Genomic DNA, 20,587 nt, shown 5'->3' on the forward strand with positions numbered 1-20,587 from the left:
ATCGATAATGACGATCGATTAAGTGTGATAGCTCAAGAGCTAGAGATTAAAATTCGTTTTTAGAAGTTAGATATTAAAAGTTAGAAGTTAGAGATTAGATATTTGAGATTCAATATTCGATATAAAAAGTGAGGAAAAGATGAAAGTATTAGAAGGTCAATTAAGTATTCAAGGTAAAAAGATTGCGATTGTTGCAGGGCGCTTCAATAGCTTGATTACCAAGCAGTTGATTGAGGGAGCAAGAGATGGCTTAGTACGAAGCGGTGTCTCTGAAGAAGATATTACCCTCGCCTGGGTTCCTGGAGCCTATGAGATCCCTCTTATTGCGAAAAAATTTGCAGAAAAGAGCGATATTGATGCTGTGATCTGTTTAGGCGCTGTTATTCGTGGCGCTACTGCCCATTTTGAGTATGTTGCCGGAGAAGTTGCAAAAGGGGTAAGTCGTGTTGGTTTAGAGAGTGGTAAACCTGTGATGTTTGGTGTTTTAACAGTCGATACCATTGAACAAGCGTTAGAGCGTGCTGGTACAAAAGCAGGGAATAATGGTTTTGCTGCGGCGATGGGTGTTGTGGAAATGTTAAGCCTTATTGATGAAATCATCTAGCATGCAAGAGTGTTTTTAAGGTTTCCTTTTATTGTGTAATCTTGCTATCATGAGCGCGGAATAAGGTGCAATAACAAAGAACAATAAAAGAGAATAAAACAAAGTTATTGATAAAAGCCTTAATATCAAGTTTTTAAAGGATTTAGCAGACTATTTTTTTATTAACTTAGGAGGTCAACATGAGTAATGTAAACTCATTAAATACTCTCTCTACCTTAAAAGTAGGGGATAAAGAGTATCACTACCACTCAATCAAGAAAGCAGAAGAGAAATTAGGTGATCTTTCTCGTTTACCAAAATCGATGAAAGTTCTTTTAGAGAACTTACTCCGTTTTGAAGATAATGTTACAGTGAATGCTGACGATATCGCTGCAATTGGTGAGTGGGCTAAAAACCGCACATCTAAGCGTGAAATTCAATATCGCCCTGCACGTGTTTTAATGCAAGACTTTACCGGTGTACCTGCTGTTGTTGACTTAGCAGCAATGCGTGACGCGATGGTTAAAGCAGGTGGCGATGCAAAACATATCAATCCATTAGCACCAGTAGACCTTGTTATCGACCACTCAGTCATGATCGATAAGTTTGGTACAGATTCAGCGTTCGAAGAGAACGTTAAGCTCGAGATGGAGCGTAATGGTGAGCGTTATGAGTTCCTTAAGTGGGGTCAAAATGCATTTGATAATTTCCGCGTCGTTCCACCCGGAACAGGAATCTGTCACCAAGTTAACCTTGAGTATCTTTCACAAGTGGCATGGACCAATGAGAAAGATGGTAAAACTTGGATTATGCCAGATACATGTGTAGGAACTGACTCCCATACACCAATGGTGAATGGTCTTTCAGTACTTGCATGGGGTGTGGGTGGTATCGAAGCGGAAGCGGCGATTCTTGGTCAGCCTATCTCAATGGTGATCCCTGAAGTGATCGGTTTTAAATTAACCGGCAAATTGAAAGAGGGTGTCACTGCGACGGACTTGGTTTTAACAATTGTTGAAATGCTCCGTAAAAAAGGTGTTGTTGGTAAATTTGTTGAGTATTATGGCGATGGACTTAAAGAGCTTCCATTAGCAGACCGCGCAACAATCTCTAACATGGCGCCGGAGTATGGTGCTACGGTTGGTTTCTTCCCAGTAGATCAAATCACACTTGATTATATGCGTCTAACAGGTCGTGATGAAGAAGTTATCGCACGTACAGAAAGCTATGCAAAAGAGCAAGGTTTCTGGGGTAATGATCATGATGAGCCGGTATTTACAGATACGCTTGAACTTGATCTTGGTAGCGTAGAGCCTAGCATGGCAGGTCCTAAGCGTCCTCAAGACCGTGTCACTTTACCAAACCTTAAATCAGCATTTGATAAATTTGTTGAAGATTCAAAAGAAGATATCACCCTTTCTGCAGATATCACTTTAGATGGTAAAACAGAGACTCTCAATCAAGGGGATGTTGTTTTCGCAGCAATCACTTCATGTACCAATACCTCTAACCCAAGCGTTATGATGGCAGCAGGTTTAGTTGCAGAAAAAGCGGCAAAACTTGGTTTGACACGTAAGCCATGGGTTAAAACTTCTTTAGCTCCAGGATCTAAAGTTGTAAGTGAGTATCTCGATAAAGCAGGCTTAACGAAATATCTTGATGAAGTTGGTTTCAACTTAACAGGTTATGGTTGTACGGCATGTATCGGTAACTCAGGTCCATTAATTAAAGAAGTGGGTGAGTCGATTGATCAAAACGACTTCACAATGGCTGCTGTGATCTCTGGTAACCGTAACTTTGAAGGCCGTATCCATCCACAGATCAAAACAAACTGGATCGCTTCACCACCATTAGTCGTTGCATTTGCAATTGCAGGGACAACTCGTATCGATATCTCAAAAGATCCGATCGCTCAAGATAAAGATGGTAATGATGTTTACCTCAAAGATATCTGGCCTTCAAATCATGAGATTGCAGAAGCAGTTGCAAAAGTTGATGGCACAATGTTCCGTAAAGGTTATGAAGGTGTCTTCGACGGTGATGCTCACTGGCAGGCGCTTGATGTTGATAAGACAGAGACATTCCAATGGAATGAGAAATCAACTTATGTTCAACATCCTCCATACTTTGAGAAGATTGACCAACCGGTTGAAGCGGTTAAATCGATCGAAAATGCAAACGTTCTTGCATACTTTGGTGATTCAATCACAACAGACCATATCTCTCCAGCAGGGGTAATTATGGCAGGTTCACCAGCCGGTCTCTATCTCCAAGATAAAGGTGTAGCGCCTAAAGACTTTAACTCTTATGGATCACGTCGTGGTAACCATGAAGTAATGATCCGTGGTACATTCGCAAATATCCGTATTCGTAACAAGATGTTAACGGATGTTGAAGGTGGATATACAAAACATATCCCATCAGGCGAGACAATGCCGATCTATGATGCAGCAGTACGCTATGCAGAAGAGAATACGCCATTAATCGTTCTTGCGGGTAAAGAGTATGGTTCAGGTTCAAGCCGTGACTGGGCAGCGAAAGGTCCAAACCTTTTAGGTGTTAAAGCAGTTATTGCTGAGAGCTATGAGCGTATTCACCGTTCTAACCTTATCGGTATGGGAATCCTTGCACTTCAGTACAAAGATGGTCAAAATGCTGAAAGCTTAGGTTTAACAGGTGAAGAGTCATTTACAATTGCGTTAGATGACAATATCAAGCCAGGTCAAGATATCGAAGTCGTAGCACGTAAAGCAGATGGTAGTGAGGTGAAATTCACTGTCCTTTGCCGTATCGATACCCTTAATGAAGTAGATTACTACAAATCAGGCGGTATCTTACATTACGTTCTTCGTGAGATGATCAAAGAGCATAAATAATTATCGGCTATTGATAAGTAGATGCTTATAAACGAAAAGAGATGCAGATTGTTGCATCTCTTTTTTTGTTTTATGTAATAATACTAAGTGAAAGTTAACAAAAATTTAATAGAAAATTTAATAGAAAGTTAGCAGACAATTTTAGATAAGATAGGTAGCAAGAAATTAAGATATTAGTTGATGTTATATCATGGTACCGCAGAGGTATTTAGTTGATATCTTTGATGTTTAATAAGGAGAAAATCGATGAAGTTAATCATAAAAGTAGCTTCTTTATTTGCGATTGTTGCTGTTGTAACAGCCTGTTCAACTTGGGATGGAATGAGCAATAAAGAGAAGGGCATGGTCATCGGTACAGGTGCTGGTGCAGTCGCTGGTGCTGCGGTGACAGATACGATTTTAGGTACAGGGATTGGCGCTGCTGTAGGTGGTGTAATCGGTAACGAAGTTGGTAAAGCCCTCTAAATTAGTGCGATCTGCAACAAATTTTGCTAGCTTACTAGTCGTTAGTTGTAATCATCAATTTTTAATTAGACCCGTAGAGTAGTAGTTTTCTACGGGTTTTTTATCGTTTATTATCTATCATCTATTATCTACCGCCTGAAGCTGTGCAGTTGTATAAGCTTTATAGGCTAATGGGATTTCCCTTTAATTTTACCTAATTCACTCTCTTGCCGGCTCTCCCAGCGCTTTTTGGCCAATAGACGCATATCGGGAACAAGATCATGCTCATCGAGAATCTCTTCGCCAATCAGCTTCTCTAAGATATCTTCTAAGGTAATAATACCGAGCCAAGTTCCGTACTCATCATAGATAAAGGCAAGGTGTTGTTGCTCATCGAGTAGTTTACGAAAAGCATTTTTAACGCTGATCGTATCGGGAAAAACAAGGGGCTCTTCCGCTAGATCCATAATCTTTTCGCCGCCTTGTGCTACTTTAAGGAGATCATGACGAAAAAATATACCTAATGGATTCTCCTCATCATCAATAATGGGATATCGTGAAAATTGATTTTTTTCAATAAGATCCGTCAATTCTTGAGGATCGATATCCGGCTTAATTGCCGTTGTTACAACACGCGGAGTCATAATTGAGGTGATATCAACCTCATTGAGATCTAATACGTTAGCAATCACCTGCTGCTCTTTTGTCTCAATCTTCCCAAGCTCTTTCGCCAATTGTGATAGTGCCTTTATTTCAGCACGAAGATTGATCTCCTCCTTATTATTGCCAATAATGCGCAAAATCCGATCTGAAAGCCAGATAAAAGGGCGAAGAATTAGAATCATCGGATTGAGAATTCCCGGTAGGGTTGGCGCTATCTGACGCCAATATTTCGCCCCTAAAACCTTAGGGATAATCTCTGAAAGGATCAAAATAAGAATCGTCATAACAGCGGAAGCTACTCCTAAATAAGCGCTTCCATAGAGTGCTGTTACTTGAGCACCAACACCGGCAGCACCAGCCGTATGGGCAATAGTATTGAGTGTTAAGATTGCGACTAGTGGTCGATCAATCTTATCTCTTAGCGCTTTTAAACGAAGATAGAGCTGGGGTGATCGCTCTTTTTGCTGCGAGATAAAGGTGGGCGTTAATGAGAGTAGCGTCGCCTCTAATATCGAACAGAGAAACGAGACGGCAATAGAAAGAATAACGGTAAGTGTCAGTAGAACCATAATGACTCTAAAAATAGAAAAGAAGAGTCAATTATAACGAATTATTCATGCCTCTGCTGTAGCAATCATCGCTTTAGGCTGCATCTTCGCCTTATTTCACCTTATTCCACCTTATTTTTCTTTATTCTCTCTTTATCTTACTCAGGCAGCAGGCCAGTTGGTAATACTGTGATAAAAAAAATTGATGAGACTCTTTTTAATAAGATTAAATAGATCTATTAATATAATTCATTTTCATAATGATCAAAAAAGTATTAATCTGCAGTGGTAGGGTCGATTAAGCAGAGTGGATCGATCATCATCCGATCATTCTTCATTGAGAGGATCTTACATCAATGTTTAACACTTCAGCAGAAGGATAACTTTATGAGCGATAAAAAATATTTTACAACCGCAGCAGGTGCCCCCGTTGCGAATAACCAAGATTCTTTAACCGCAGGTCGCCGTGGACCGATGTTGCTTCAAGATGTCTGGTTTTTAGAGAAATTAGCCCACTTTGATCGTGAAGTTATTCCTGAGCGACGGATGCATGCAAAAGGATCGGGAGCTTTCGGGAAATTCACCGTTACCCATGATATTACCCAATATACCAGTGCAAAAATCTTCTCAGAAATTGGTAAAGAGACAGAGATGTTTGCTCGCTTTTCAACCGTTGCCGGCGAGCGCGGTGCGGCTGATACGGAGCGTGATATTCGAGGATTTGCGCTTCGTTTCTACACCGAAGAGGGAAATTGGGATCTAGTCGGTAACAATACGCCGGTCTTCTTTTTCCGTGATCCTTTAAAATTCCCTGATCTTAATCATGCCATTAAACGTGATCCACATACCAATATGCGCTGTCCTAATGCTAACTGGGATTTCTGGACATCGTTACCGGAAGCGCTTCATCAAATCACCATTACCATGAGTGACCGTGGTATTCCAAAGTCATATCGTCATATGCATGGATTTGGAAGCCATACCTTTAGTTTTATCAATAAAGAGAGAGAGCGTTTCTGGGTAAAATTCCACTTCCATACACGTCAAGGGATTGAGAACTTAACCGATAGCGAAGCAGAAAAGATTGTTGGTAAAGATCGGGAAGCGAGTCAACGTGATCTACACAATGCGATTGCCGAAGGAGATTATCCAAAATGGGATATGTTTATCCAGGTGATGACGCTTGAAGAGGCAGAAAAGATGCCTTACAACCCCTTTGATCTCACCAAAGTTTGGTATAAAAAGGATTTTCCATTGATTCCGGTAGGAACATTTGAGCTTAATCGTAATCCTGATAACTACTTCCAAGATGTTGAGCAAGCAGCCTTCAATCCGGCTCATGTTGTTCCAGGAATTGGTTTCTCACCAGATAGAATGCTACAAGGTCGACTCTTCTCTTACGGGGATGCTCAGCGCTACCGTTTAGGAGTTAATCATCATCAGATCCCTGTTAACTCTCCTAAATGTCCTGTTCATAGCTACCATCGCGATGGAGCAATGCGTGTTGATGGTAACCAAGGACGCCGTATTGCTTATGAGCCCAATAGTTATAGTGAGTGGACTGAAGCTCGTCACTTAGAAGAGCCAGAACTCGATCTTATCGGACCGGCAACGCGTTGGGATTTCCATGAAGATGATAATCACTATTTTGAGCAACCGGGCAAACTTTTCCGATTAATGACACCTGAAGAGCAGCAACGTCTCTTTGAGAATACGGCTCGAAATATGGGTGATAGCGAAGAGCAGATCAAAAAACGTCATATCTATCACTGCTATCAAGCAGATCCAGCCTATGGAAAAGGTGTGGCAGAAGCGTTAGGAATCGATATTAAGAGTGTTATTCCTGCGTAATTGAGGTAAACTAACTCCGTTCTAATCTTATCGCTGACCAAATCTTCTATTGCAGAGGGTAAAAGATAAGATTAGACCTGAATTTGAGTGAAAGAGGTAACAGTCTCTATTGCTAAATTGCAGATTCTTAAAACATTGAATTAACATTGAATTAACATTGGATTAACATTGGATTAAGTATTCTCCTTAGAGCAATATCTGTAATCTCTTATTGGAAATGCCCCATTTCTACCTTCGATCTTTTGATCTAATAGTAGAAATTGGGGCATCTTTTTTAGCTAAATTTGCTTGTTTTTGCTTATTTTAGATTCTTTAGATTATTTCAAATCATTTCAGATTTTTAATAGTCTATCTATAGTGGCATTTAATGACTTGTAGTCGCTCTTTAATTGCTTCCGAGCTTTTCTGCTGGCGCTTTGTGGAAACGAAGCAGAAGATAACCTAAAACTCCCGAAAGAATAGATCCTAAGAAGACACCAATCTTACTGAGATCTTGTAATTCTGCCGAGGTGAAGGCCAACATGCTAATAAAGAGACTCATCGTAAAACCGATTCCGCAGAGTAGGGCGATACCATAAACCTGCAACCAAGTCGCACCACTTGGGCGCTTGAAAATTCCCAATTTTTCTCCGATAAAGACCATTCCAAAAACGCCGATCTGTTTTCCGACAAAGAGTCCTAATGTTACCCCTAAAACAACAGGATGGGTCAACATGGAGAAATCAAATCCTTTGAGAGAGACGCCGGCATTGGCTAATCCAAAGAGCGGAATGATTAAGAAGCTGACCCAATTGCTAAGAGCGTGTTCCCATGCAATGAGAGGTGTTTCCCCTTTCTTATTCTCTTTAACACCATTGAGTGGAATGGTCATCGCTAAGACAACACCCGCGAGCGTGGCATGAATCCCTGATTTTAAGACAACAAACCAGAGGATAGCGCCCACAACGATATAGACGAATGGTTGTATAATTCGGCGGTAATTACAGAAGATCAAAATGATCAAACAGAGAAGCGCCGCTAAGAGATAACTCAACTGTAAGGAGTCACTGTAGAAGATCGCGATAATCAAAATAGCCGCTAAATCATCGATAATGGCTAAAGCGGTTAAAAAGATCTTAAGAGAGACGGGGACACGACTGCCTAAGAGTGCCACAATCCCAAGCGCAAAAGCGATATCTGTAGCTGTGGGAATTGCCCAGCCGTGAAGCGCGACAGAATCTGCACTATTAAGCGCAAAGTAGATCAATGCCGGAACTGCTAACCCTGCAAAAGCCGCTAATCCAGGTAAAATACGCTGTGTATTTGTTGCAAGCTCTCCACTAATGAATTCTCGTTTCAATTCGAGACCGACATAGAGAAAGAAGATCGCCATCAAAGCATCATTGATCCAATGAAGTACCGACAAGCCGGCAATATGGCTCTCTAAAATAGAGACATAGAGGTCTGATAATGCACTATTGGCGAGAATAAGCCCAATAATTGCTGAAAGCATTAAGATAATGCCGCCTGCAGTTGGAAGTGTGAAAAAGTACTTAATTTTTTGATACATCTTGGCTCCTAAAGTGAGTCAGGTGTTTGTAATTTTCATTGATATTTTCAACGCGAAAAATCAGTGTACTAAAATTTTTAGCGACAAAATATGGAAATTTATACAGTTTATGGTTAAAAATTAAGCAATATAAACCTCAAAATGGTATCCAATCGACCATCTCAACTCTCCTAGAAGGGGCTAGCGAATATCCATGCCTCATGCAAATTCCCGATTTTACAAGGCTTAACTGATGATTTTGTTACAATATTGCGGGACAATTTCAGAAGCAGGTCCATAATAAGCTTCATCAAAGAGCGTTGCTCCTTGGGTCGGTTCGAGGTTGAGTTCTACACTATGTGCCCCCACCATCTTCGCAATCTCTACAAAGCCGGCAGCAGGATAGACATTTCCAGAGGTACCAATAGAGAGAAAAAGATCAGCCTCTTCTAAAGCTTGGTAGATTCTCTCCATCTCTAGCGGCATCTCCCCAAACCAAACGATATGAGGGCGCAGATAACCTCGTCGTTGGCAGCAAGGGCAGAGGCTCTCCTCTGTTATGGCACTTTTCCAATCGAAGATCATTCCACTTGTTAAACAGCGAACCTTAAGTAGTTCTCCATGCATATGAATCAATCTCTTTGATCCGGCACGTTCATGGAGATTATCGACATTTTGTGTGACAAGGAGGAAATGATCCCCTAATTGCTCTTCTAAATGAGCGAGCGCAAAATGTGCTGCATTGGGCTTTACCATTTCCGATTGTAATTGCGCCCGGCGATCATTATAGAATTGTTGTACTAATTGCGGATTTTGCCGAAATCCTGCAGGAGAGGCGACCTCTTCAATAGGATGATTTTCCCATAAACCATCGGTGGCACGAAAGGTGCGAATACCAGATTCTGCTGAAATGCCGGCACCGGTCAAAACAACGATTCTCGGCTTCTTTTGAGGGAATAGTTTTTCAGATTGTTCGTGACCGATCTTTTTATTCTTGATCTTTTCGTCATTGATCTTTTTCTTCTTCATATTCTCCATACAGACTCTCCTTTCTAAATTTCATTTTTTCAATCTTAGATTAAGGTTAGCATCTGTTATGGTTTCTTTACTCATTTTTATCTATTTGATTTAAAATCACTTTAATTGACCTAATAGCTTTATTTATCAAAATTTATATGTAGGATAATGACATTAATTGAAAGAACGTCTAGAATGTCGACATTTTCTGAGCAAAGATTATTAAATTTTTAAAATTTATAAGATATTAGGGTAAAAGAGTTATGGGTACTATTCTGATTAAAAATGGCATCATTGTTGATACTGACCATGAGTATCGGGCAAACCTGCTGATTGAAGGGGAGAAGATCATTGCAATTACTGATCAAACTCCAAATGCCGATGAAGTCATTGATGCCGAGGGAAAGTATATCCTTCCCGGCGGTATTGATGAGCATACCCATTTAGGCTCCTTTGGTGGTATGGGCTTTGAAACAACCCATGCCGCACTTGCTGGTGGTACAACGATGGTGATCGATTTTGCACCGATGCATGAAGGTGAAACATTTAGTGATGCGATTGAAGCGCATGATCAAACAGCGGTGGGGATAGCAAGCTGTGATTATGCATTTCACTCAATGGTAATGGGCGGTGGGCATAAAGGGCTCTTTGATGATATAAAAAACCTCCCAAAACATGGGGTCTCCACTATTAAATTATTGATGGGGTATAAAGGTAGTGAGTATTACTCAAATGATGAAACCATTATGCACTGTATGCGAGAAGCGAGAAAATATGGGATCACCACCATGCTCCATTGTGAAAATAGCGATATGATCTCCTATTTGACAGAGATCTTAGAGAAGGAAGATCCGGAACAGACAATTGATCACTACTACTCACGCCTTCCTATTACTGAGGTAGAGGCAACACGTCGGGGGATCGATATGGCGATCTTAACACGAGCGCCGCTCTTTATAGTTCATGTGACGCTCGAAGATTCGATGTTAGCGATTCGCGATGCCTATCAGAAGGGATATCCGATCTATGGCGAAACATGTACACACTATCTCACACTGCATAAGTCCTACTTAGGGCTTCCTTATTTTGAAGGTGCTAAATATGTCTGTGCGCCCCCATTGAGGGATAAATCGAATCAAGCACCTCTCTGGGAAGGGCTTCGCCGAGGTTGGTTAACGGCAGCAAGTTCCGATCACTGTGCTTTAGTGGGCGGATTTCAGAAGAAGAAGGAGGGATATGGCGATTTTGCAAAAATTCCTAATGGCGTTCCCGGCATGCAAGAGCGGATGTCGATGCTTTGGACCTATGGTGTTGAAGCAGGCCATATTAGCCGGCAAAAATTTGTAGAGATTACGGCAAGTAATCCCGCAAAATTGATCAACCTTCCGCATAAAGGGCGTATTGCTGTGGGCTGTGATGCGGATATTTTAATTTGGGATCAAAATTATGAAGGTGTGATTCATAATAGCGATCTCTGCCACGGAATCGACTATTCTGCATTTGAAGGATTTAAAATTAAAGGGCGTGCAGATAAAGTTTTCCTTCGGGGAAAATTGATGGCGGAGAAGGGGAAATTTGTTGGTGAGAAAGGGCAAGGAAAACGCCAATATGCAAAACCCTTTGGTCGCTGCTTCGATTACTTAAAACATTCTCCAGAACCTCTAACTTAGTTTGATGATTCGATCTCATCATCATTTGCAATAAGTGTAATAAGTTAATTTAAGAGAGTAAGAGAAGTATAGTCCTCCCACTTTCGATCTGTTTTTAATGGCCTTAATAGATTCCTTAATAGATTCCTTAATAGATTTATTGGAGATTAAGCTTAAAATAGTCAAAAGTGGGTTTTCTCTATCCACCACAACAGCTACTTTTAACGGTTGCTTTTGCGGGATTATTTTCAGCGCTATTTTTCGCATTGCCAGCGCTATTATCTAGCTCTGTCATCAATGCCGTTGCAAGCCCTTGATCTACTATGCTACTTTTAGCAAGATCTTCTACCTGGCTATTGGCTGGCGTTAGGGCAAATTTTCGATCTTCTCGCTTACAGTTACAATTTTTACAGGTACAGGTTCCCGGCGGGCAATCACACATCACCTCCTCAACAGCAAAGGCTTTTTTCGCCTCGAGCGCCTTTTCAATCTTGGCAATATCTTCAAAAGAGAGAACTCTATTCTCAATCATCTCGACAATACGGCTTCCAATCTTTCTTGCACAGATATGGCCGGCATTTTCTCCAATATGGCGACTGCGCTCACCTTCGGCAATAGTAGGAAAGTAGACATTGTAGCGACCCCGTTTTCGAATGCCGACAACCCCTTTACTCACTAAGCGAGAGAGCATTACCTGAATCGTATTAGGTTTCCAGTCGGTCGATTTGCTTAAAATGGTGATCATTTCCTGGCTAGTGGCTTGGTTTTGGGACCATAAAACCTGCATAATGCTATATTCAGCTGGTGATATCTTGTTTTTTGTCATTATTATCGCCCTCGATTCGATCTAGAAGTTGATGGGTAAGCTATGAGAGATCAACTCGCCCCTTAATAAAACTTTAATAAAACTTTAATAAAACCTCAATGAAACATTGATTCATGAAATATGACTCATGAAATATGATCGATAAGAGATAATCAATCAAGTAAGATTGGGGTAGAGTGGTTAAAATAAAGGAGTTGATCTACTTATCTTTCCATTATAGATCAAAAGTAAGATCAATTTCGGGGAAATAGCATAGTGATCAGGATTTTAAGTTATACTACCCTCTTTTATAATGATCGATCGATGGGGGATTGAATCGAAAATATGCCTATTCATTCATTTCAAGAACTTCAGCACTCACTTGAGCGTGATGATCGCTCGTTACCGCTCTATCAGAAGATTAAAGAGTTTATTCTCGAAAAGATTGCGCTCAGAGAGTGGCGCCCCCATCAGAAGCTCCCCTCTGAAAATGAGATCTCTGCCGCTTTAAATGTTAGCCGCATGACGGTGAATCGTGCCTTTAAGGAGCTGACAGAAGAGGGGTATCTCTTTCGGGAGAAGGGCTCTGGAACTTTTGTCGCAGAGCCATTTCAATTAACCCCCTTTTTTGAGCTCTTTCCGATCTCTCAGGAGATTGCTATTGAAGGGAACCAATATGGCGTTCTTATCTTAGAGCGTAAGCGCCTTGCATTCGATGAGGTCCCTTTTGCGTCCCACTTTCAACTTACCGATGAAGAGGCGGCAGATTTCCCCTTTCTCTATAGTGAGATCCTCTATCTAAGCAATGGCGTTCCGATTCAGTATGAGAAGCGAACGTTACTTGCCGCTTTTGCCCCCCGTTATGAAGAGGAGCATTTCCTTCACCATTGTAGTAGTGCTTATCTGCTCAATTTAGTGCCGGCACTGTCGCAAAAACATCGATTAGAAGCAATCATTCCCTCTTTAGAGTTACAGAAGATCTTAGCGCTTGATGGCGAAGAGGCTTGCTTTAAGGTGATCGAGAAGTTCCAGATTCAAGAGAAACTTCGTTCTTATGCAGAGCAGTTCTATCCTGCATCTCGCTACCAGTTCCATAGCCGTATTTAAAATCAATTATTAAATAAATCATTAGATCATCAAGCCCCTTATCTAAAATTCATTGATAGAGCTTATTTTTATTTTATAGAATGCACTCAAACTCAATGAGGTTAATTATTTTTAATTATTTGATATTGATCATCTATTTCTAAATTAGCGGTGATTTTTAACCTTTTTTTCAAAAAGAGTGATCTTTGGGGCTTTATTATTTATTTTTTTACGGCTAGACTATACCCCTATAGTTAACAAGCTGTATAGACAACTATACACTATAATCCTGTATATACAACTTATAAATTATAGCTTGTGAGATATAGCGCAACTCAGAGTGGAGTGCGTAAAGATAGAAAATAGATATAAAAAATAAAGTAGTTACAAAAGTAGTTATAAAAATAGTTATAAAAATAGTTATAAAAAACAGCAATAATAAGGGACAAAAATGATTGATATTACGTTGCTCGCAGCGGTATTTTTAGTAGGCCTTAATGGGTCGCTGCATTGTGTAGGGATGTGCGGGCCGATTGTCGGTATTTTAGGGATGAATACAGAGGCGGATACACACCGTAAACGGATAGGGACGGCCATTTTTTATAATTTGGGTCGAATCTCTACTTATGTGATTTTAGGTTTTGTAGCGATGCTTTTGAGTATTGCGATGCAAGATCTCAAACCGTTGCAGATAGTGATTCGCTATTTTTCAGGTGTGATTATGCTCTTTGTAGCACTACAACTGATCGGCTTTCCTCAATATCTTGCTTTTATTGAAAAACCGCTTAACAAGCTCTCGCGCCCAATCTCTCAATTGACGCGCAAATTCTTCCCCATTAAGAGTCTAAAAGGGGCTTATGTTGCCGGGCTTGCATGGGGTCTCCTCCCTTGTGGCATGGTCTATATGGCATTTGCGATGAGCTTAGGGGTCGAAAACGTGCTTGCTGCACCATTAGTCATGCTCTTTTTTGGTTTAGGAACTTTGCCGATGATGTTGACCTTAAGTGTCTCCGGCAACTTCTTTGGAAGCTTCTTTAGCTCCCCTAAAGCACGAAAGATCTCGGGAGTTCTTGTTTTAGCGATGACCATTTTCTATATGGGATCGATGCTGATGAGCGATCTTGGAATCGGTGGCGGACATGATCATCATGGACATGGAATGATGGATCACTCACAGATGGACCACTCTCAAATGGATCACAGCGGCATGGATCATGCGGGAATGGGGCATGAGATGATCGATCATAGTGCGATGGGGCATAGTGAAATGGATCACAGCACTATGGATCATAAGGCAATGGACCATACGATGGATCACACGATGGAGCATCAGATGCAAAATCACTCCGAGACCAATCATGACTTGATGGATCATAGTCAAATGAATCATTAAGCGTTGAAAGATCGTTGGGGATCAGACCTTTGAAATTAGGCCCTACGATCAGAGCATCCCTATGATGCTACAACGCTATTTCTCCGGCGAAGGAGAATTGAATTCTCAATCGCCCTCTATTAGGCGATTCAGCCCGCGCCGGCAAAAGATGGTGCAGAGCTATTACGCTTAATCCCCAATATGAGTATCGCTATCAGCCTGCAAAGCGGGATGGGCAAGCGGTTGAATATGATTATCTCTTCACGGTGACCTTTTCAATCGAAAAGAGATAGCAGAGAGGTTATAAGAGAATTGATAATCGATAGTTTTATCACTATCGATAGATAACGATCCCCTAGTAATATTGATAGAGAATGCATCCTATCAATTACAAAAGCCGACACGATCATCGCGATCATGCCGGCTTTTTTTTCCTTAAAACTAATGCTTAAAGAGGGCAAAGTAGAGAACTGCTAACGCAACTGCATCTAAAATGAGAAGCAGGATGAGGTAGAGGAGTTCATCGCGTCTAAAGAGTTTTCCTTTTTCAGATTGAGAATCTCCCGCTTCTATCACTCCATCTGCTGTAGGCGCTGTTCGATGTTCCTTCTTCGCCCAGATATAGAGCGGAACACCTAGCGTTAATAGTAATGGAATGACGGCAACATAGAGGCGATTGCTGGCGTAGAGCATAAAGGCACAGAAGAGAAAACCGACCAAGCCACTCATTAATGCCAAGATTCTACGCTTCTTAATCACCTCATTATCCCCTTTAACTGCATATTTAAAGAGGAAGAGGGTAGTGGCAAGATAGGCGGGAATCACCATTACCGAGGTGATATCTACCATTGTATTCCAGGCATCTTTAGAGAAGTAGACCAAGATCATCGCGATCTGCATAATACTACTGCTAATCAGTAGCGAGTATTTTGCAGCGCCGCGACTATTTTTAATGGAGAGGAATTTAGGGAAGGTTCCATTTTCAGAAGCGGCCATCGGGATCTCAGCACAGAGCATGGTCCAAGCGAGCCATCCTGTCATCACCGAGATAATTACGCCGATACTCATAATCATCGAACCGGCCTCACCAATAACGAGCTTTAAAACCTCTGCCGTAGAGGGTGTTGCCATCTTCGCTAAAGTATCTTGACTCGCTACACTATAGGGCAAAATAGAGAGCGCAATATAGATAAAGAGACTTAAGAAGAAGCCGATCAAGGTGGCTTTTCCTACATCTTTGGGATTTTTCGCATTCCCAGAGAGGACAACGGCACCCTCAACCCCTACAAAGACCCATAAAGTTACCATTAAGGGATTGGTGATCTGTCTCCCGGGGGAGCCAAGCTCACTCATTGTATGGGGATCATTTCCCCAGAAGTTATGCGTTAAATTACTATAATCGAGCATCACTCCCACAACGATAATAAAGATCAAAAGAGGAATTGTCTTGCCGATTGTCCCGATAAAGTTGATAAAGCCGGCCACTTTTACACCACGACTCACAAGGAGGTTATATCCCCAAATAAGAATCGAACCGCAGATAATAGAGTTTAAGTTATTTCCATTGGTAAAAACGCCGGGGAAGAAGGTATTGAGCGCATCCATTAAGATCACGGCAAAGGCGACGTTGCCAAAGATCGTCATAAGCCAGTAACCCCAAGCGACGAGAAAGCCGGCAAAGGGGTTGAAGCCTTCATGGGCGTACATATAGATCCCCGCTTTTAGATCGGGGCGAGCATTGGCTAAGATACTAAAAGAGTTTGCGATAAAGAAGAGACCGATACCGGTAATAATCCATGCGATAATTGCCGGTCCCGGCGCGGAATATTGAGCAATATTTTGGGGAAGACTATAGACACCGCCCCCAATCATGGAGCTCATAACGATTGCAATTAGGGCGATTAAGCCCAATTTACCACCTTTTGATTGACCCATTATTGATGAATCCTCACTTTTTATATTTTTGTAAAAATTTTTATAAAAATTTCTGTAAAACTTCTGTAAAAGTTCTGTAGTAGTGTAAATAATGTGAATAGTGAACGAGTATGAATTTAACTACAACTTAACCCAACCTCCCCAGACGGAGATAATGCCGGCAATCGCTAATAGCAGAAGGATCAGAAGATAGAGCACTTCCACTTTTTGAAAGATCGGCGCACCATCTCTCTTCTCCCAGCGAGACCAGATAAATACCGGAATTCCCAATGCTAAGAGGACGGGAACCATTACCACATATTGAATACCGCCGGCATAGAACATAAAAAGGCCAAAGAGAAAACCGATCAAACCACTTAAATAGGCAAGCGTTTTACCTTTTTTAGCATACTTCTCATACTCTTTTTGCGTGCAGAGCTTAAAGAGGAAGAGCGTAGTCCCAAGATAGGCCGGCAACATAATAAGACTTGAGATACTGAGCATTGTTTGCCACGCATTATTGGAGAAATAGACCAATAACATCGCCGCCTGCATAATGATGCTACTGACGAGCAGTGAGAATGATGGGGTCTGATTCTTATTCTGCTTGGCAAAGAGCGAAGGGAAGGTTCCATTTTGTGCCGCTGCCATCGGGACTTCTGCACAGAGGAGTGTCCAAGAGAGCCAGCCGACAAGAACGGAGATCATCAGCCCAATATTCATCAACCATTGCCCCCAATTGCCAACAGCTTTACCCAATACGCCGGCAGTGGAAGGGTTGGGAACTTCTGCAATCTCATGTTGCGCCATAAAACCAAAGGGAAGGATCGAGAGCAGAATATAGATCGTTAATACCACTAAAAAGCCGATTAAAGTAGCTTTCCCGACATCGGCAGGATTTTTCGCTCGGCCTGAGAGAACCACAGCCCCTTCAACACCGATAAAGCACCATAAGGCCACTAACATTGGTGACATAATCTGCTTAGGAATAGAGCCAAGATCCTCACTGGGTGCCGGCGCACTATGACCCCAGAAGTTCTCCGTAAAATGGCTGAACTTAAAGAAGAAGAGCATAATAATGATAAAGAGCGTTAAGGGGATAAGGTTACTCATCGTCCCGACCATATTGATAAAGCTCGCTGTCTTGATACCACGAAGAACTAAGAAGTAGTAGAGCCAGATCAAAATGGAGCCGAAGATAATGGAGTTGAGATTATTCCCCCCGGTAAATTTCCCCGGGAAGATATAGTTCATTGCATCCATCAAGATAACGGCAAACGCGACATTCCCAAAAGCGGTCATGAGCCAGTAGCCCCAAGCGACGACAAAGCCGATAAAGGGGCCGAAACCTTCACGCGCATACATATAGACCCCCGATTTAAGATCGGGGCGAATATCAGAGAGGATGCGAAAAGAGTTGGCAATAAAATAGACCCCAAAGCCGGCAATAAGCCAGGCGATAATAATGGGGCCGACAGCAGAGTGGAGCGAGGTGTTTTGCGGCAGACTATAAACCCCACCGCCTAACATTGAACCTACAACAATGGCAATCAGTGCAAAGAAGCCCAATTTAGAAGCCGGCTTCGTTGCTTGTGCTGCTTTTGATGCTTGCTTTTTCATAATGGATCTCCTTAACCGCGTGCGGTACGAATCGCATGAGAACGTTGCTTTCTAAATTTTACGGTCGGCTCGATCGGCGCGCGATCCTCTTCAATAATCGCTCGAACCCAGAAGTCCCCCGATTCATCGATATGAACACCTTGTAGCTCATGTTCAAAGCCGGGGAATTTCTTATCAAACGCTTGTAGCGCTTCAAGATAAGCGATGACACCACTATCTTCTTTAGAGAGACGCTCGCCAGGCATTAAAACAGGAATACCGGGAGGGTAAGGGGTCACCATTGTGGCGGAGATGCGCCCTTTAAAATCCTCTAATTTAACAACTTCAGTCTGATAACGAACCACCTTCTGGAAAGCTTCTGCCGGAGAGATCTCAGCAATAGGATCAGCATTCACCGCATTATTGATCTGCTTCATCATATCGGCCGATTTCATCTCATCGTGCATCTTCTGACAGAGTGCTTTTAGGGTCATCCCTCGATAGTGATCCCCTTGAGCGGCTAGAGAAGGAATCGCTTCGAGTGCCGGCGTATCACTGTCGTAGAGTCTCTTAAATTCGAGGAGCGCTTCTACCAATGTTCCCCATTTCCCTTTTGTTGTTCCAACAGAGAAGAGAATTAAGAGGGTATAATCACCAGTTCGGGCAATTTCAATTCGACGATCATCGAGGAAACGGGTCATCACATATCCCGGAATTCCCATCGCTTCATAGGTGCCATCCGCGGTAATGCCGGGGCAGGTAATCGTCACTTTTACTGGATCGAGCATACTATCGGTATCTGCTAGATCCTCGGCGCTAAATCCATGCCAATCCTCACCCGCTCGAAGTTGCCAAGCGCGGGGATCATGAGTTAAAAGCTCTATCGGCGCCTCTTCAAAGCTATAATGACGATTCTCTTTCTCAGAGTAGATTTCACGCGGTTGGAGCAGATCGAAGAACCAAGATTCTTCTCCCTCTTCCTCCTGCAGTCGGCGTTTAATAGAGACAATCGATTTTCGGAAAGCGATCGCCTCTTCAAGAGATTCTTGTACTAAAGAGTAACCCGATTGGCCGCTCATCATATTAACGGCAACATCGATCGATGCAATGATCGGATAGTAGGGCGAAGTGGTGCCATGCATCATAAAGGCATCATTAAAGTCTTCAAAATTGAGTGGTGCTCGATCACTCTTCTTCACATGAATCATCGACGCCATTGAGAGTGCCGGCAACATCTTGTGGGTCGATTGTACGGCAAATATTGTCGGTCGATGGGGATCATTATCTTCAACATCCATCGCAAAACGTGCCTTATAGAGAGGATGAAACTTTGCATAGGCGTACCAAGCCTCATCAAAATGGATACGCGGTACCGATTCGCCAAGATGAGAGACCACATCTTTAATGTTGTAGCAGAAGCCATCATAAGTACAGTTCGTGACAACGGCATAAGTGGGCGCCGGTGAGATAGCATCCTTTGTTAAAGGACTTGCGGCAATTAAACTATCGATATGATCTTTGGTTAATCTTTTTGTCGGAATCGGGCCGATCAGACCGAAGCCATTTCGTGTCGGTTGAAGATAGACAGGACGCGCCTGAGAGAGTGTTAAGGCGTGATTGATCGATTTATGACAGTTGCGATCTACAGCCACCATCTCATTAGCACCTACGGCACCTTGCGCCACGATTCTATTGGAGGTAGAAGAGCCTCCGACACCATAGAAAGTCCAATCAGCTCCAAACTCTTTTGCCGCAATCGCTTCCGACTTTTTTGGCGGCCCTTCATGAATGAGATAATCTCCCATCTCCGCCGTAGCGACACCAATATCGGAGCGGAACATATTCTCCCCATAAAATTTAAAAAACTCTGCGCCAACAGGATGCTTTAGATATGCCATTCCTCCCATATGTCCGGGGCAATCCCAATAGTAATCACCATCTTCGGTAAACTCTTTTAAAGTCTTAAAGTAGGGTGGCAGCATCGCTTCATAGTGGCGACGAATTGCTCGGTCGATGCGATTGGCTAAAAAGGGAGGCGTTTCTGAATAGAGATAGATATACTCCTTCATCTCTTTAAGGAGATCGATCGGCAGATTATGAGTAATCGATTCAACCGAGAGGAGAAAGATGGGCGTTTCTGGATTTCTAGCGCGAAAAGTGGTTAAAAAGTGTAGCGCATCAGCGCCATCTGACTCTTTACCGCTCCAAAAGAGCCCAACACCTCCAAAGTGAGGCATCTGCGCAACGATTGCCGTTGCCTGTGGTAGAGATTCAACCACTGTAAATTGATACCCCAAAGCACTCAGAGCACTCTGTAACTCTTTCAATCGTTCATTGAGTCTATGGAAAGGATGATCGCTATACTCGGAAAAATCATTAATAAAAAGAATATCTCTATTATATTTCATCTTAAACTCCTCATTAAATGGATAAAGGCGTTATTTCATTAACAATATATAACAATTCCAGGCAAAAATTTATATTGTTTTAGCGCATTTAAGCTCATTTTTAGAGATATTTACCTTAAATAAAGAAATCATGATATATGTCAACTTATATCAATAAATGAGAAAGATTTTCCGCTACCTGTGACAATTTTTGTTATGATTTGTTGTTCTGTACAGTAGTTTCACTAGACCCAAACAGCACATA

14 protein-coding genes are annotated in these 20,587 nt (G+C 42.1%); 7 read left to right on the forward strand and 7 right to left on the reverse strand.

Annotation, left to right across the window (positions count from 1 at the left end):
• Positions 1-139 precede the first annotated feature (139 nt).
• From ribE to B9T19_RS07500, 3 genes are all read left to right on the forward strand, one after another.
• Positions 140-604: a 6,7-dimethyl-8-ribityllumazine synthase gene (gene ribE, locus B9T19_RS07490; protein WP_094568007.1), complete on the forward strand. Its 465-nt coding sequence runs from the start codon at positions 140-142 to the stop codon at positions 602-604.
• A gap of 179 nt (positions 605-783) precedes the next feature.
• Positions 784-3,459, forward strand: a complete 2,676-nt coding sequence (acnA, locus tag B9T19_RS07495; RefSeq protein WP_094568008.1) for an aconitate hydratase AcnA — start codon at positions 784-786, stop codon at positions 3,457-3,459.
• 246 nt (positions 3,460-3,705) lie between these two features.
• Positions 3,706-3,924, forward strand: coding sequence for a glycine zipper 2TM domain-containing protein (locus B9T19_RS07500; RefSeq protein WP_094568009.1), 219 nt, complete (start codon positions 3,706-3,708; stop codon positions 3,922-3,924).
• 167 nt (positions 3,925-4,091) lie between these two features.
• On the opposite strand, the gene B9T19_RS07505 is transcribed toward B9T19_RS07500, so the two are convergent.
• Positions 4,092-5,135 (reverse strand): CNNM domain-containing protein, encoded by a 1,044-nt coding sequence (locus B9T19_RS07505; RefSeq protein WP_094568010.1) that lies wholly within the window; start codon positions 5,133-5,135, stop codon positions 4,092-4,094.
• Positions 5,136-5,501: 366 nt separating this feature from the next.
• On the opposite strand from B9T19_RS07505, the gene B9T19_RS07510 reads away from it, so the two are divergent.
• Positions 5,502-6,965 carry a catalase gene (locus tag B9T19_RS07510; RefSeq protein WP_094568011.1) on the forward strand — a complete coding sequence of 488 codons (1,464 nt, stop codon included), beginning with the start codon at positions 5,502-5,504 and terminating at the stop codon, positions 6,963-6,965.
• A gap of 385 nt (positions 6,966-7,350) precedes the next feature.
• Here the strand turns inward: B9T19_RS07510 and nhaA are convergent, their stop codons facing one another.
• Together nhaA and cobB are read right to left on the reverse strand one after the other, a co-directional pair.
• Entirely contained in the window at positions 7,351-8,514 is a 1,164-nt protein-coding gene (gene nhaA, locus B9T19_RS07515) for a Na+/H+ antiporter NhaA (RefSeq protein ID WP_094568012.1), read from the reverse strand.
• Between the two features lie 225 nt (positions 8,515-8,739).
• Positions 8,740-9,531, reverse strand: a complete 792-nt coding sequence (gene cobB, locus B9T19_RS07520) for a Sir2 family NAD+-dependent deacetylase (protein ID WP_094568013.1) — start codon at positions 9,529-9,531, stop codon at positions 8,740-8,742.
• A gap of 242 nt (positions 9,532-9,773) precedes the next feature.
• Between cobB and hydA the strand changes: the two genes are divergently transcribed.
• On the forward strand, positions 9,774-11,180 hold the full coding sequence (gene hydA / locus B9T19_RS07525) for a dihydropyrimidinase (protein ID WP_094568014.1): 1,407 nt from the start codon (positions 9,774-9,776) through the stop codon (positions 11,178-11,180).
• A 178-nt stretch (positions 11,181-11,358) separates the two neighbouring features.
• Here the strand turns inward: hydA and B9T19_RS07530 are convergent, their stop codons facing one another.
• Positions 11,359-11,985 (reverse strand): CopY/TcrY family copper transport repressor, encoded by a 627-nt coding sequence (locus tag B9T19_RS07530; protein WP_094568015.1) that lies wholly within the window; start codon positions 11,983-11,985, stop codon positions 11,359-11,361.
• A 324-nt stretch (positions 11,986-12,309) separates the two neighbouring features.
• Here B9T19_RS07530 and B9T19_RS07535 point away from each other — a divergent pair, with 324 nt between their 5' ends.
• Both B9T19_RS07535 and B9T19_RS10750 read left to right on the forward strand, forming a co-directional pair.
• Positions 12,310-13,071 carry a GntR family transcriptional regulator gene (locus B9T19_RS07535; protein WP_094568016.1) on the forward strand — a complete coding sequence of 254 codons (762 nt, stop codon included), beginning with the start codon at positions 12,310-12,312 and terminating at the stop codon, positions 13,069-13,071.
• Between the two features lie 430 nt (positions 13,072-13,501).
• The gene (locus tag B9T19_RS10750) at positions 13,502-14,443 is read left to right on the forward strand and encodes a sulfite exporter TauE/SafE family protein (RefSeq protein ID WP_094568017.1); all 942 of its coding nucleotides are present in this window, start codon (positions 13,502-13,504) and stop codon (positions 14,441-14,443) included.
• A gap of 420 nt (positions 14,444-14,863) precedes the next feature.
• Here the strand turns inward: B9T19_RS10750 and B9T19_RS07545 are convergent, their stop codons facing one another.
• The 3 genes from B9T19_RS07545 to B9T19_RS07555 all read right to left on the reverse strand — a co-directional run bounded on the left by B9T19_RS07545 (position 14,864) and on the right by B9T19_RS07555 (position 20,343).
• Positions 14,864-16,357: a basic amino acid/polyamine antiporter gene (locus B9T19_RS07545; RefSeq protein ID WP_094568018.1), complete on the reverse strand. Its 1,494-nt coding sequence runs from the start codon at positions 16,355-16,357 to the stop codon at positions 14,864-14,866.
• A 120-nt stretch (positions 16,358-16,477) separates the two neighbouring features.
• Positions 16,478-17,956 (reverse strand): basic amino acid/polyamine antiporter, encoded by a 1,479-nt coding sequence (locus tag B9T19_RS07550; RefSeq protein ID WP_094568019.1) that lies wholly within the window; start codon positions 17,954-17,956, stop codon positions 16,478-16,480.
• Positions 17,957-17,967: 11 nt separating this feature from the next.
• Positions 17,968-20,343, reverse strand: coding sequence for an Orn/Lys/Arg decarboxylase N-terminal domain-containing protein (locus tag B9T19_RS07555; RefSeq protein WP_094568020.1), 2,376 nt, complete (start codon positions 20,341-20,343; stop codon positions 17,968-17,970).
• Between the last annotated feature and the right edge of the window lie 244 nt (positions 20,344-20,587).

The organism is Ignatzschineria sp. F8392, assembly GCF_002252045.1.
Taxonomy (GTDB): Bacteria; Pseudomonadota; Gammaproteobacteria; order Cardiobacteriales; family Wohlfahrtiimonadaceae; genus Ignatzschineria.